13 protein-coding genes are annotated in these 13,723 nt (G+C 59.9%); 1 reads left to right on the top strand and 12 read right to left on the bottom strand.

Annotated features, from left to right (window positions below):
* Positions 1–145 precede the first annotated feature (145 nt).
* The 6 genes from rfaH to GPL81_RS25975 form a co-directional block, all read right to left on the bottom strand.
* Positions 146–655 carry a transcription/translation regulatory transformer protein RfaH gene (rfaH, locus tag GPL81_RS26000; RefSeq protein WP_160109042.1) on the bottom strand — a complete coding sequence of 170 codons (510 nt, stop codon included), beginning with the start codon at positions 653–655 and terminating at the stop codon, positions 146–148.
* A gap of 775 nt (positions 656–1,430) precedes the next feature.
* Positions 1,431–3,608 carry an ornithine decarboxylase SpeF gene (speF, locus tag GPL81_RS25995; RefSeq protein ID WP_160109041.1) on the bottom strand — a complete coding sequence of 726 codons (2,178 nt, stop codon included), beginning with the start codon at positions 3,606–3,608 and terminating at the stop codon, positions 1,431–1,433.
* Positions 3,609–3,745: 137 nt separating this feature from the next.
* Positions 3,746–5,095, bottom strand: coding sequence for an ATP-binding protein (locus GPL81_RS25990; protein ID WP_160109040.1), 1,350 nt, complete (start codon positions 5,093–5,095; stop codon positions 3,746–3,748).
* Positions 5,071–5,736, bottom strand: coding sequence for a response regulator (locus tag GPL81_RS25985; RefSeq protein ID WP_160109039.1), 666 nt, complete (start codon positions 5,734–5,736; stop codon positions 5,071–5,073). The genes GPL81_RS25990 and GPL81_RS25985 overlap by 25 nt, the downstream gene beginning before the upstream one ends.
* 102 nt (positions 5,737–5,838) lie before the next feature.
* Positions 5,839–6,273, bottom strand: coding sequence for a hypothetical protein (locus GPL81_RS25980; RefSeq protein WP_160109038.1), 435 nt, complete (start codon positions 6,271–6,273; stop codon positions 5,839–5,841).
* A gap of 32 nt (positions 6,274–6,305) precedes the next feature.
* The gene (locus GPL81_RS25975; RefSeq protein WP_160109037.1) at positions 6,306–7,070 is read right to left on the bottom strand and encodes a COG4705 family protein; all 765 of its coding nucleotides are present in this window, start codon (positions 7,068–7,070) and stop codon (positions 6,306–6,308) included.
* A 359-nt stretch (positions 7,071–7,429) separates the two neighbouring features.
* Here GPL81_RS25975 and GPL81_RS25970 point away from each other — a divergent pair, with 359 nt between their 5' ends.
* Complete coding sequence (locus GPL81_RS25970; protein ID WP_160109036.1) at positions 7,430–8,215, top strand: DeoR/GlpR family DNA-binding transcription regulator; 786 nt, start codon at positions 7,430–7,432, stop codon at positions 8,213–8,215.
* A 138-nt stretch (positions 8,216–8,353) separates the two neighbouring features.
* Here the strand turns inward: GPL81_RS25970 and GPL81_RS25965 are convergent, their stop codons facing one another.
* The 6 genes from GPL81_RS25965 to fdhD all read right to left on the bottom strand — a co-directional run bounded on the left by GPL81_RS25965 (position 8,354) and on the right by fdhD (position 13,660).
* Positions 8,354–9,637 (bottom strand): NAD(P)/FAD-dependent oxidoreductase, encoded by a 1,284-nt coding sequence (locus GPL81_RS25965; RefSeq protein WP_160109035.1) that lies wholly within the window; start codon positions 9,635–9,637, stop codon positions 8,354–8,356.
* Between the two features lie 154 nt (positions 9,638–9,791).
* Positions 9,792–11,156, bottom strand: a complete 1,365-nt coding sequence (locus tag GPL81_RS25960; RefSeq protein ID WP_160109034.1) for a glutamine synthetase family protein — start codon at positions 11,154–11,156, stop codon at positions 9,792–9,794.
* Between the two features lie 414 nt (positions 11,157–11,570).
* Positions 11,571–12,032 (bottom strand): molybdopterin synthase catalytic subunit MoaE, encoded by a 462-nt coding sequence (gene moaE, locus GPL81_RS25955; protein ID WP_160109033.1) that lies wholly within the window; start codon positions 12,030–12,032, stop codon positions 11,571–11,573.
* 2 nt (positions 12,033–12,034) lie between these two features.
* The gene (locus GPL81_RS25950) at positions 12,035–12,286 is read right to left on the bottom strand and encodes a MoaD/ThiS family protein (RefSeq protein WP_160109032.1); all 252 of its coding nucleotides are present in this window, start codon (positions 12,284–12,286) and stop codon (positions 12,035–12,037) included.
* Positions 12,283–12,768: a cyclic pyranopterin monophosphate synthase MoaC gene (gene moaC, locus GPL81_RS25945; RefSeq protein WP_160109051.1), complete on the bottom strand. Its 486-nt coding sequence runs from the start codon at positions 12,766–12,768 to the stop codon at positions 12,283–12,285. Before moaC ends, GPL81_RS25950 begins: the two co-directional genes overlap by 4 nt.
* 64 nt (positions 12,769–12,832) lie before the next feature.
* Positions 12,833–13,660, bottom strand: a complete 828-nt coding sequence (gene fdhD / locus GPL81_RS25940; protein ID WP_160109031.1) for a formate dehydrogenase accessory sulfurtransferase FdhD — start codon at positions 13,658–13,660, stop codon at positions 12,833–12,835.
* Positions 13,661–13,723: the final 63 nt, after the last annotated feature.

Here is a 13,723-nt window from a genome sequence, read left to right as displayed (position 1 = left end):
ATTGCTCCTGGAAAGTGGGTGTTCAGGCGCAGTTTGCGCTGGGCTGAACACTGTCAGTGCAAGACTGGTATATCAATATAGGCGTGAGTTCTAACCCGTGCGATGTTCTTAGGTCATGTTGTTTCGGCAGTAGGCTTTTCTTGTTTTATTGTGTTTCGAGATCGCTCAGCGGAACGCAAATCGACTGCTCCCGATTCAGGAACTGAAGTAACAACATAACGCGCTCGGCACCCATCATCGACAAAAAGACACCCTCCAGGGGCGCGAGCGGCCCCCGGACTATTTGCAGTGTCTGGCCGGGTTGAAGGTCTGGAGTGTTGGGTGTCGCCGGTGTCAGGCATCGTTCACGCAGATGCTCTATCACATCGTCGGCCACGACAGCCGGGCCGTGATTGAACTCAACAATTCGGCTGACCCCGCGGGTGGAGCGGATCGGCGACCAGTTGTCCTCGTTGCTCAAGTGAACGAAGAGGTAGCCGGGAAAGAGTGATTCGGACACCCTTCGGGGTTTGCCGCGAATCAGGCGTTCGGTGGTGAGCTGCGGACGAAAGATGTCATAGCTTTGTCGCAACAGATTGATTTGTGCCCGGTCGTCCTGACGCGGTTTGCACTGTAGGAGGTACCAACTAGAGGCGTTGGTGCAAGTGGTCAGCATGTCGACAAACTCCGTACTTAGCGAAAATATGAGCGTCGTTGTTCGTTTTGGAATCAGGACGCCTTCATGCTTGCTAGTAGGCAGTGTTGGAGGCTTGGCGCCGGCGTAACTGTTTTTTGTTTTTGTTTTGACGAAAAGGGGTGTGTCAAAAATGAAGAACTTTAAGCTCGGGTCTTTTCGACTGACGAGAACGTCTGTTCAATGAAATTGAGTTGGCACTAAGATAGTTCTAAGAGTCAAAGCTACCGCACGACCCGTGTATCGGGCCTGCAAGTCGATAGTTACTCTAATGTTTCCATGTGATCGGCGAACGCCGACTAGTACTCCGATGTTTGCCTACTTTTGATAGGCCGACTTAGTTATCTGCCAGTCTTGCGAAACTGTCAAATGCTGTCAGGCAAAATGCACGCCTTTTATCCAAAAAAATCAGGGAGTTAACAGCAAGCGATTGTTTTGAGGGGTAATTTTTTTTTCGTCGATTGAATTAAACTTTTTCTGCGGCGTGAAGTCGTGCTGGGGAGATTGAAGAGGGGATGTAAAGTTACCGATACTGTAAATTTATACTCGTGTAAATGACAGGAGAACTCATTAACTACTTGGGCCTGGCATAAAACGAAGACTAATATGTAATTGTGTTGCTCTATTGTTTCAACGATGGAACAGGTCTTGAAGATGGATCCAATACTGGTCCTCTCTGAATATGCTTACGCATCAAGTACAACAGGCTTTCCCCCGGACAGCCCCAAGGCTGCCCGGGTGAAAGACCTGGCCGGGTTCAAGCCTTGATCACATACCCATAAGCGCGAATACGCCCACCGTCCTCCTTCAAGTACACACCTTGCAGTTCCGGGGTAAACCCGGGCAAGGCATTGATGCCTTCTTCCAGCGCCAGGAAGTATTTCAACACCGCGCCACCCCAGATTTCACCCGGCACCACGCAGAGCACGCCAGGCGGGTAGGGCAGTGCACCTTCGGCGGCGATGCGGCCATCTGCGTCGGCCAGTGCAATCAGTTCGACGTTGCCGCGGATGTACTCGATTTGTGCGGCCTGGGGGTCCATGGCTTTTTTCGGGAAATGCTCCTTGCGGAACATCGCCTTCTGCAATTGCTGCACATTGTGCTTGCGGTAGAGGTCGTGCATTTCCTGGCAAAGTCGGCGAATAGTGTAATTGCGATAGCGCTCTTGATGTTGCGCGTAGATGGCCGGCAACACCCGGCTCATCGGTGCGTCGTCACTGACGAAACGCTCGAAACGAGCGATCTGCGAAGCGAGGTGAGTCATCTTCGCCCAGTCTTCCGCCGGGGTGAGCAAGAACAGGATCGAGTTCAGGTCGCACTTTTCCGGCACGATGCCGTTTTCCCGCAGGAAGTTGGCAAGAATCCCGGCGTGAATGCCGAAGTCGGTGTAGCTGCCGTCCACAGGGTCGATACCTGGGGTGGTGAACAGCAACTTGCAGGGGTCGATGAAGTATTGTTTTTCGGCATAACCGCCGAAGGCGTGCCAGCGATCCTTGGGGTGAAACTCGAAGAAGCGCACATCGGCGGCAATTTCTTCGGTCGGGTAGTCCTCCCAGGCGCGGCCTTCGATGGTGCGGGGCACGAACGGACGGATCATGGTGCAGGCTTCAAGGATCAACTTGCGTGCGTCGATGCCGAACTTCACGCAGTCTTCCCACAGGCGCAGGCCACTGCGGCCGGAGTGAATGCGCGCATTGACGTCCAATGAGGCAAAAATCGCATAGAACGGGCTGGTCGAGGCCTGGGCCATGAACGCATTGTTCAAGCGGTGATGGTTGCAATAGCGCGCCTGGCCCTTGATGTGGCGGTCTTTCTTGTGGATCTGCGAGGCCTGGGAAAAGCCCGCCTGCTGTTTGTGCACCGACTGGGTGACAAAGATGCCCGGATCGTTCTCATCCAAATCGAGCAACATGGGCGAGCAATCCCGCATCATCGGGATGAACTGTTCGTAACCGACCCACGCCGAGTCGAACAGGATGTAGTCACACAGTTTGCCGATGCGATCGACCACTTGCCGGGCGTTGTAGACGGTGCCGTCGTAAGTGCCCAGTTGAATAATCGCCAGGCGGAACGGCCGTGGCAGGTTGGCTTTTTCCGGTGCGACTTCACTGACGAGTTCGCGCAGGTAGTCTTCTTCAAAGCAATGGGCGTCGATGCCGCCGATAAAGCCATAGGGATTGCGTGCGGTCTCCAGGTACACCGGCGTGGCGCCGGCCTGGATCAGCGCCCCCTGGTGGTTGGATTTGTGGTTGTTACGGTCGAACAGCACCAGGTCGCCGGGGGTCAGCAGGGCGTTGGTGACGACTTTGTTCGCAGCCGAGGTGCCGTTGAGGACGAAGTAGGTCTTGTCGGCGTTGAACACCTTGGCCGCGTGCATTTGCGCCCTCAGTGCCGGGCCTTCATGGATCAGCAGGTCGCCGAGCTTGACGTCGGCGTTGCACATGTCGGCGCGAAATACGTTTTCACCGAGGAAGTCGAAAAACTGCCGACCCGCCGGGTGCTTGCGGAAAAACTGGCCGCCCTGGTGACCGGGGCAGGCGAATGTGGCGTTGGCCGACTCGGTGTACCGCTTGAGGGTGTCGAAAAACGGCGGCAACAGACTGTCTTCATAGGCTTTGGCCGCTGTTTCCAGTTGATTGCCATGGTATTGGGCATTTTTGCTGGAGGGATCGAAAATTCCGGTCACCTGCAACAGTACGTCTTCCAGATGCTTGTACACGTCGCGGGCGCGGGTGCCGTGGGCGGCGACCAGGAAAATCGGAATATTGAAACCGGTGCGTTGCAGGTCTGCCAAGGCACCGCCCATGACATCATTGACGTCAAACACTGCGGCGGCGACGTCGGTGTAGTCGGTCCGTGTGATGGGGATGACTTCGCGGGTTGTCAGGAAACAGTCGAGTACGGTGTCGCTCGCGGCTATCTTCAATGCTTTCATGCTGGGAAATCTCCAGGCAGACATCCATTTGTCCACCGTTGTTTAAGAGATCATTGTGCTTTGGCGGCGCCTTCAAGCGCCTTGATCCAGAGCAAGCCAACACTGGGTATAGATCAAGTTCGGGAATCGCCAAGGTTTTACCGGCTAACGGTCAGCCACAGGGATACACACAAGCCGCGATGCTCCCGCTCGTCCGTAAACCCCAGGCGCACCCGTGCCCCGGTACGATCCGTGATGGCCTTGACGATCGAAAGCCCCAGCCCCGAGCCGGACACTTGGGTCCCCAGGCTGCGATAAAAGGGATCGAACACGCGCTCCTGTTCTTCACTGGCGATGCCTGGCCCGGAGTCCTTGATCTGCAACAGCGCTGCGCCGTTCTCAAGCGTCACCGACAGGTCCACCCGCCCTCCCTCCGGGGTGTAGCGGATGGCGTTGTCCACCAGGTTTTTGACCAAGGCCAACAAGTCCGCGTCATTGATCATGACCCACACGTCTTCGCCGGCCTCGACGCCGATGTCCAGGTGCTTGACCTCGGCCAGCGGCCACAGATCCTCCAGGACACGTCGATAGACGTCATGGACCGAGACCGCTGTCGGGAGCGCAAGCCCCGAGGCTGATTGCACCCTGGCCAGAGTCAAGAGCTGATCGATCAGGTTCCTGCCACGCTCGATTCCACGCCGCAACTGCAGCAGCCGCTCGCGCGCCGGGGCCGACATGTCGGCGGCGGCCAGGCGCTCGGCTTGCAAAGACAGGGCCGTCAGGGGCGAGCGCAGTTCATGGGCGGCGTCGGCGACGAAACGGCGCTGGGTTTCCATGGACTGTGCCACTCGCTTGAGCAATCGATTGATAGCCACCACAAAGGGGCGGATCTCGACGGGCAGGTGCTGTTCGTCAATCGGGTGCAGTTCCTGCTCGTCGCGCCGGTCGATTTCGGAGGACAGCGTGGCGATGGGGCGGAACAGCTTGCGCACCAGGTCGCCCACCACCAGCAGCAGGACAGGGAGCAAAATCAGGAACGGCAGCACGCTGCGCAGCGCACTGGCGCGGGCATCCGTGTCACGGGCGCCGGTTTCCTGCGCCACGGCGATGCGCTGCCCCTGGCGGGTGGTTTTGACCAATACGCGAAACGCCTCGCCGGCGATGGGCACAGTCGACAAGCCGTCCGCCAGCGTCGTCGGGAAGGGCAATGGCGTGCCGGCGTCGTCGTTGCCGGACGCTTTGCTGCCATCGGCCAGGTACTGAACAATGATCCGGGTTTCGTCATCTTCTTCGACGGGATTTTCCGGATACTTGAGCGTCATTTGTTGCCGATCGAACAATTCGGCCATTTGCCTCAGGGTGTCATCCTGCATTTCGTGGGCCTCATCGAAGGCTGAAACGTAGGCGAAAACCCCTGCCACGAACGCAATGAACAGGATGGCCAGCGACAGGGCCACGGACAGCCTGAGCTGCACCGACTCCCCTAAACGTTTTTTGAAACCATCCATCCCATACCCCTGACGTTTTTGATCACATGGTTGCCCAATTTGCGGCGCAGCGCATGGATCAGGTACTCCACCGCGTTGCTTTCCACTTCATTGCCCCAGCCATAGAGACGGTCTTCAAGTTCACTGCGCGAGAGAATCGCGCCGGGTCGGATCAACAGGGCTTGCAACAGGGCAAATTCGCGGCTGGAAAGCAGGACATCAGGGTGTTGTTCGGTGCTGGCTTCCTTGGATACCAGGTCTAGGGACACGATGCCATTATCGAGCCGCGACGAAGCGTTGCCGTTGTGACGGCGCAGGACGGCCCGCATGCGCGCCAGCAGTTCGGCCATTTCGAAGGGCTTGAGCAGGTAGTCGTCGGCGCCGCCGTCAAGACCACGCAATCGATCATCGAGGTTGTCCCGGGCGGTGATGATGAGCAGGGGCACCGGGTTGTTCTGGCTGCGAACGCTGTTCAGTACCCCGAGCCCATCCTTGCCGGGCAAACCGAGGTCCAGCAGCACCAGGTCATAGTGCTGATTCTCCAGCGCGGCCAGGGCGACGAGGCCGTCTTGCACCCAGTCGGTGGTGTAGCTCGCGTCCTTGAGGGCGCCCTGGATCGCGTCGCCGATCATCGGGTCATCTTCGACCAGCAGTATCCGCATAGCCCGCTCCAGAAAAAAAAGAGGCGCGACGGTAAACACCGTCGCGCCTGTATTGAAACACCTGTTCAGGGAATTGTCCGCCGCTGTATCAGCGTGCGCCGGTCATGCTTTGCTTTTCATCGAATCGAAGGCTTTCATCAATTCATCCATGGCTGCCTTGCAGTCGGCCTGGACCGGGCTGCTTTTACGCAGGGCGGACAGGGCATGGTCGATGGCCTTGTCTACCACATGCCAGTCGGCGGCAGCGCGGGGCTTGATGCCGGCTTCGGCTTCATCCCAGGAGGTTTCCAGGTCCTTGATCCGGGCTTTTGCACCAGGCAAGTCACTTTTGTCGACAAGGCCGGCGACGTCGGCGGCAATGTTGCGGAATGCGGACAGGTCGCCCAGTTTCGAGCCCACGTTAGTTTGGGTGGTCACCGCACCCGTGGCACCGGCAGTGGGTTTGTCGGCGGGTTTCGAACAGCCGGCGGCGATGCTCAGCAGCGCAATGGAGGTGACGATGGCAACGTGGCGGATGGCGTTATGGAAATAGCGCATGGCGATGGATTCCTTGGATGGTTCTTGAAAATTTACGAAGTGACTTGTTTGCGGTTGCCGACGCTCATTTGCGCGACCGCAACCAGAATGACAATGACGGTCAGGAACAGGGCGCTGGTCCAGGTCGCGCCCATGCCGAGCCCGCCGTAGGTTTTGGACTGAGTCAGCAAGTCGCCCAGGGACGCGCCAAAAGGACGGGTCAGGATGTAGGCGATCCAGAAGGTCAGCACGACGTTGCCGCCCAGGCGCCAGGCGACGAGTGTCACGGCGATCAAGGCGCCAAAGATGACCGCGCCGAGGGTGAAGCCCAGGCCCAGTGCTTCGGTGGCAAGGTCGCCCGCCGCCGTGCCCAGGGCAAAAGTGCAGAGCACCGTGGCCCAATAGAAGAGCTCGCGCCGGGGCGTGACGATTTCGCGGATGGAAAGGTTGTGCTCGATCCGGTACCAGACCAGAAAGTTGATCACCAACAGGACCGAAAATACCGCCGTGCTGACGTAGAGGCTGACGTCCAGCATGTCGGTGAGAATATCGGTGATCTGGGTGCCGACGATGCTCACCAGTACCACGGTGAGCCAGTAGATCCAGGGCGTGTAGGCCTTGGTGCGAAGTTGGCAGGCCAGGGCGATGGCCAGCAGCACGGCCATGCCGATGCTGGTCCAGCCGGCGCCCAGGCCAGCGTCCACGGCGAGGAAGTCGGCGCCGGTTTCACCCACCGTGGTGGACATGATCTTGATGACCCAGAAGGACAGCGTCACTTCGGGCACTTTGTTGAGCCAGCCGGCTATGGTCGGGTTCATGTCGAATCTCCTGTGCAGCGCTATAAAGTGCGCAGGAGAAAGGCTACCGACCGAAACTTAGCTGAAACGTAGGAGGGGACGCCGTGCAGTCATGCTGCCGATCAGGCGTGCACCAGCGCGATGGTGAACGAGACCACGATCATGCAGGCAAAGGCGAAGTTGAGATTCATGAAGTTTCCATCCAGAACATGAGTGACGGCGCCATTCTGAACAGGCCGGGAAGAAATAAGAAATTCGCCTTAATGATTTGAAAGATCGAGAGAATTGATACTTGGCGTGGTTGCCAGGGGTTTGTATTTACGCGGCGGTTTGTCTAATCTCGCACAAACACGCAACTGCGCGCACAAACAGGCAAAATCATGCACGACCATTCTCCCGCCGAACTCCCTCACCTGCGCCGACAGAAAATTCTCTTGATCCTCGAGCGCGACGGCAAGGTCATGGCGTCCGAGCTGAGCCAGCATTTCGCAGTCTCCGAAGACACCATTCGCCGCGACCTGTCGGAACTGGCCACGGCCGGCCTGGTGCAGCGGGTGCACGGCGGGGCGCTGCCGCGACCCAAGGACACCGGCAAGGATTACTTCACCCGCATCAGCGAAACCGATGAGGTGAAAACCCGCCTGGCGCAGCTGGCGGCCAATCGGGTCGAAAACGGGCAGATCGTGATGTTCGACTCCGGGACCACGACCTTGCAGATCGCCCGGTCGTTGCCGCCGGACATTTGCATCACGGCGGTCACCGCGTCGCCGATGACGGCGATTACCCTGTCCGAAAACAAAGGCATCAAGGTAATTCTGGCCGGTGGTCAACTCAATCCTGCGACGATGTCGGCCAGTGGCCATGAAACCCTGCGCTTGCTTGCCGGTATCAAGGCCGACCTGTTGTTCACCGGGGTGTGCGCGATTCACCCGCAAGTCGGCATCAGCTCCCTGCACTTTGACGAAGTGCCGGTGAAACAGGCGATGCTCGACAGTGCGTCCCACGTGATTGCGGTCACCACCGCGGACAAGCTGGGGGCAGTGGAGCCGTTCGTGGTCGCGCCGTGTACGCGCTTGCACACGCTGATCACCGAGCGCCATGTGGCGTCGGGCAATGTCGAGGACTACCGCGCTCTGGGGATCGAGGTGGTGCAGGTGGAGGGGTGAGGCAGTTGCGGTCGACCCCAACCCCTTGTGGGAGCGAGCCTGCTCGCGAAAGCGGTGTAGCAGCCGACACATGTATTGAATGTGCCGGCCTCTTCGCGAGCAGGCTCGCTCCTACAGGTTTTGTGCCGATCGCTGATCTCAACGCAACCGCTCAAGCATCTGGTAGTACCACATGCCTGCGGCGAGCATCGGGTTGCCGAGCAGGTCGCCCATGGGCACGCGGATGTGCTGGCACGCGGCGAAGGTGTCGTACTGCTGCAGTTGCCCGGTGATCGCCCGACCCATGATTTCGCCCATGATGTGCGTGGTGGCGATGCCATGGCCGGAGTAGCCCTGGCAATACCAGACGTTGTCCGACAGCTTGCCCAGTTGCGGGATGCGGTTGATGACGATGCCCATCGCGCAACTCCACTGGTAATCGATGGCCACGCCCTTGAGTGCCGGGAACGTCTGCTCGATGCACGGGCGCAGTTCGGCGGCGATGTCGCGTGAATCCTTGCCGCTGTAGTTGGCGCCGCCACCGAACAGCAGGCGACCGTCGGCGGTCAGGCGGTAGTAATCGAGCACGAAGCGGCAGTCATACACGGCCAGGTCTTCGGGGTTAATCTGTTTCGCCAGATCGCCCAGCGGCGCGGTGGTGACGATGCCGCCCATGGCCGGGAAGATCTTGCCCTTGAGCTTTCCCGGTTCCAGCTTGTGATAGACGTCGCCCGCCAGCAGCACCTGATTGGCGTCGATGCGACCATGGGCGGTGCGTACGCCGGGCGTGTCGCCGTGGATGATCTCCAGCACTTCGCTGTTCTCGAAAATCAGCGCACCCAGGCTCTCGGCCGCCCGCGCTTCACCGATGCACAGGTTCAGCGGGTGCAGGTGCATGTTGCGGGTGTTCTTGATCGCGCCGTGGTACAGGTCGCTTTGCAACAGGTCGTGCACCTGGCTGCGGTCGAGCAGGCTGACTTCATCGCCCATGCCACGGCGCACCGCCTCGTCGTAATCCTTGCGCAAACCGTCCATGTGGCCGGGTTTGTATGCCGCGTGCAGGTGACCGTGCTTGAGGTCGCAGGCAATGCCGTATTTTTCCACCCGTTGCTGGATGATCCGGTGCCCGCGCCAGCGCAGGTGCCAGATGAAATCATCGACTTCATCACCGAGGGTGCGGCGCATCTGCTTGCGCATCGCTTCATCGCCCGAGAGGCTGCCGGTGACCTGGCCACCGTTACGCCCGGTGGCGCCCCAACCGATCTTGTGGCTTTCGACGATGGCGACTTTCAGGCCTTTTTCCGCCAGTTCGACGGCCGTGGCGACGCCGGTGAAACCGCCGCCGATGATCACCACATCAACCCGGTGTTGGCCTTGCAGGGTCGGGTAATCGGTGTCCTGGTTGAGGGTGGCGGTGTAGTAGGAATTGGTGCGTTGGGTCATGGTCTTGGTCCGGTAAAAGAAGGCAGAGACGTACCCTGTGGGAGCAAGGCTTGCCCGCGATGGCGGTGTATCAGGCGACATTAATGCTGAATGTCACGCCGTCATCGCGAGCAAGCTTTGCTCCCACAGGTTTTGGGGTGGATGACCGGGCGCGTCACGCCTCAGTCAGATACCAACGCCAATCCTGCTCACCCACTTGCGCCATGAACTGCCGGTACTCGGCACGCTTGACCGCCAGATACACCCCAAGAAATTCCTGCCCCAATGCATCCCGTGCCCACCCCGAATTTTCCAGCGCCGTCAGCGACGTCAGCCAGTCGGTCGGCAGCAGTTGCGTGGCTTGTGCATAGCCGTTGCCTTCAACCGGTTCGCCCGGATCGAGGTTTTCGCTGATGCCGCGATGGATGCCGGCCAGAATCGCGGCCGCCGCCAGATAGGGGTTGGCGTCGGCGCCACAAATGCGGTGTTCGATGTGTCGACTGTTGGCCGGGCCACCGGGAACCCGCAGGCTGACGGTGCGGTTGTCGACGCCCCAGGTCGGCGCCAGCGGCGCATAGCTGTTGGCCTGGAAACGCCGGTAGGAGTTGGCGTTGGGGCAGAACAGCAGCAGCGAATCGAGCAGGGAAGCGAGCATGCCGCCGATGGCCGTGCGCAACAGCGGCGTGCCCGCCGGGTCCTCGGAGGCGAACAGGTTGCGGCCCTCGGCATCGGCAATGCTGACGTGCATGTGCATGCCGGTGCCCGCCAGATGATCGAAGGGTTTGGCCATGAAGGTAGCCTGCATGCCGTGTTTGTGCGCAATGGCTTTCACCAGCCGCTTGTAACGCACGGCCTGATCCATTGCCTGCAAGGCATCGCCGTGTTCCAGGGTGATTTCCACCTGACCCGGGGCGTATTCGGAAATCGCCGTGCGCGCCGGAATGTCGTGGAGTTTGCAGGCCGCATAGAGGTCGGCGAGGAACGGCTCGATCTGCTCCAGTTCGCGCAGGCCATAGACCTGGGTGTGCCTCGGTCGGCCGCCGTCGGCATCCAGCGCCGGTTGCGGGCGGCCGTGATGATCGCGCTTGGCGTCGAGCAAATAGAACTCCAGCTCGCACGCCATCACCGGGTGGTAGCCCTCGGCTTTCAGCCGCTCGATCACCTTGATCAGCAGGTGACGCGGGTCGGCGATGCTGGCGGGCATGCCTTCTTGCGGGTGCATGCTGACCTGCACCGCCGCCGTCGGAATCTGCCGCCAGGGCAAGCGCACCAGGCTGCCTTCCAGCGGGTAGGCGCGGCAGTCGATGTCACCGACATCCCACACCAGCCCGGAGTTTTCGACGTCGTCGCCCTGTACCGTCAGGCCGAGGATGGTGCTGGGCAGCGGACGCCCGCTTTCATACACCGCCAACAGTTCTTCGCGGTGCAACAGCTTGCCGCGCGGCACGCCGTTGGCGTCGAGAATGAACAGCTCGATCATGTCGATATCGGGATTGTTCGCCAGAAAGGTTCGGGCGTCTTCAAGGGCTGCGAATTTCATTGTTCGTCACTCACGTTGGCGCCACGCAGGCGCACGGATTCAGGCCAGGGCACGACGACGGGTACAAGTCCGGTGGGTGCTGGCAGCGATAGCGAAAAAAGGGAGGGCTCTACGCGTTGGGGACGCGATCAGGCGAGCAGGGTGCTATCCGGCGGACGTGCGGAGTGACGCAGTTTTGAGCGGCGCAGGGCCATGGGCAGGTTGACGATGCGTTTCATGGGGCAATGCCGTCCGCGGCCAGCAGCGAGGTGGCCTGAATCGAGACGTGTTGCTCTGACGGCAATTTGCTCATGAATCTTTTCCAGCAAGGAAAACGTCGGTGGCCAATGACAGGCCATCCGGGGGTGACTGGATACTAGGGGTGAACGGGACGCCTGTAAACGTCTGTTTCAACGCCGGGATTCTGGAAATGGGTTATTGCTCCGCCACCCTCCAGCGCTGGACCGCTGATCGGTCGCTGTCACGGGCATCAACCCAATGCGAGCCAGAGAGCCCGTCTTCACGCTTCCAGAACGGCGCGTCGGTTTTCAGAAAGTCCATGATGTACGCGCAAGCGTCGAAAGCTGCATGGCGATGCTGGCTGCTGACGCCAACAAACACGATGGGTTCACTGATCGATAACTGGCCGATCCGGTGCACGATCACGACCTTCTTCAGCGGCCATCGAGCCATGGCATTGTCGATGATCGTTTGCAGCGAGCGCTCGGTCATGCCCGGGTAGTGCTCCAGGAACAAACCGGCGACCTCCAGGCCGTCGTTGATGTCACGCACGTAGCCGACAAAGTTGACCACGGCGCCGATACCCGGGTCGTTCGTGCGCAGGCTGTCGATCAACTGGCCGATGTCGAACGCTTTGTATTGGACGCTAACGCTCATGTTCAGCCCCCGGTGACCGGCGGGAAGAAGGCGATCTCGTCGAAATCTTCGATCACCTGATCGGTCTGACACAGCGCTTGGTTCAACGCGCACATCAGGTTGCTTTCGCCGAGTACTTCGCGCCACGTCTCACCGCGAGCCATCAGCAGTCGGCGTACGTCTTCGATGGTCTTGAGATCGGCGGTCAGGGGCAGTTTTTCACCGCCCAGATCGAGCTGTTCGCGGTAGCGGGCGAAGTAGTTGATCAGGATCATTGGGCATCCTCGTATTTGAAGTGACCCGAGCGGCCACCGTGTTTGCTGAGCAAGCGGACATCGTCGATGACCATGCCGCGATCCACCGCCTTGCACATGTCATAAAGGGTCAGCGCGGCGACGCTGACAGCGGTCAGCGCTTCCAGCTCGACGCCAGTCTGGCCCTCGACGCGGCAGGTGCCGACAATTTTTACGCTGTCCGGCGCGCAGGCCTTGAGTTCGACGTTGATCGAGCTGAGCAGCAAGGTGTGGCACAGCGGGATCAGCTCACTGGTTTTCTTCGCCGCCATGATCCCGGCGATCCGCGCCACGGCGAACACATCGCCTTTGGGATGGCCATCGCTCTGGATCAGCCTCAAGGTTTCGGGGCGCATGCGTACCCAGGCCTGGGCTTGGGCCTCGCGCAGGGTCGAACGCTTGTCGCTGACATCGACCATGTTGGCGCGGCCCTGGCTGTCGAGGTGGGTCAAGCCATTGGGCAAGGAATCTGAAAGGGGTGTCACGGGTCACTCCTGCGCCGGTCAGCGCGATGATCATTGGTCGGCGTCAAGCCGGGCTGTAGAGGCGAGGCGCGTTGCGATGGGGCACGTGGATCAGGTTGAGGCGATGCTTGATCGCCCATTGCACGGTCAGTGCGGTGGGCGCGGACAAGCTGACCAGCGTGCCGAGTTTCGCCCTGACCGCTTTGTGAATCAGTTCCAGGCTGCAGCGACTGGTCACCACCGTGAAACCGCAGCGGCTGTCGATGCCGGCGTGCTGCAGGGCGCCGATCAATTTATCCAGCGCATTGTGGCGACCGATGTCTTCGCGGCAGATCAGCGCTGAACCTTGGCTATCGAAGTACAGCGCGGCATGCAGTGCACCGCTGCTGCGGGCCATCTGCTGCGCCTGTTCAATTCGCTCGCGGATGCCGATGAAATGTTGTGCCGGGGGCAGGGCCACCGGGTCGAGAATGTCCAGTTTCGGCAAGGCCTGCTCCAACGCTTCCACACCGCACAGTCCGCAGCCACTGGTGCCGGCCATTTGCCGGCGATGGTGCTTCAAGGCCCAGAACGCGCGGCTGGAAATCTGCACGTCGGCTTGCACCGCCTGGTCAAAATGGCTCAGGCGCAGGTCGTAGATTTCGCTCTGGTCCTGGACGATGGCGTTGCTGACGCTGAACCCGCGAATGAAGTCTTCGAGGTTGCCGGGCGACACCATCATCACCGCCTGGCTTAAACCGTTGTAAGTGATCGCCAGGGCAATCTCCGCCGCCAGCGCCGTCTGGCCCACTGCCGCGCCGCTATCGTATTCGCGAAAGTTCACATTCAACGGTCTTGGCGCGGGGGCGTTGGTGTCGCTTCGATCAATGCTTTGTTCAACTTGGCACAACATGTAAAGAACCTCGAAGCGCTGAATTGAGTTCAGGCTACGGGTAACTTTTTAGTGCGTCCAATC

The sequence above is a fragment of the Pseudomonas izuensis genome, assembly GCF_009861505.1.
GTDB lineage: Bacteria > Pseudomonadota > Gammaproteobacteria > Pseudomonadales > Pseudomonadaceae > Aquipseudomonas > Aquipseudomonas izuensis.
Note: the sequence above shows the minus strand (reverse complement) of the source record. Positions and strands in the feature narration are given on the sequence as shown.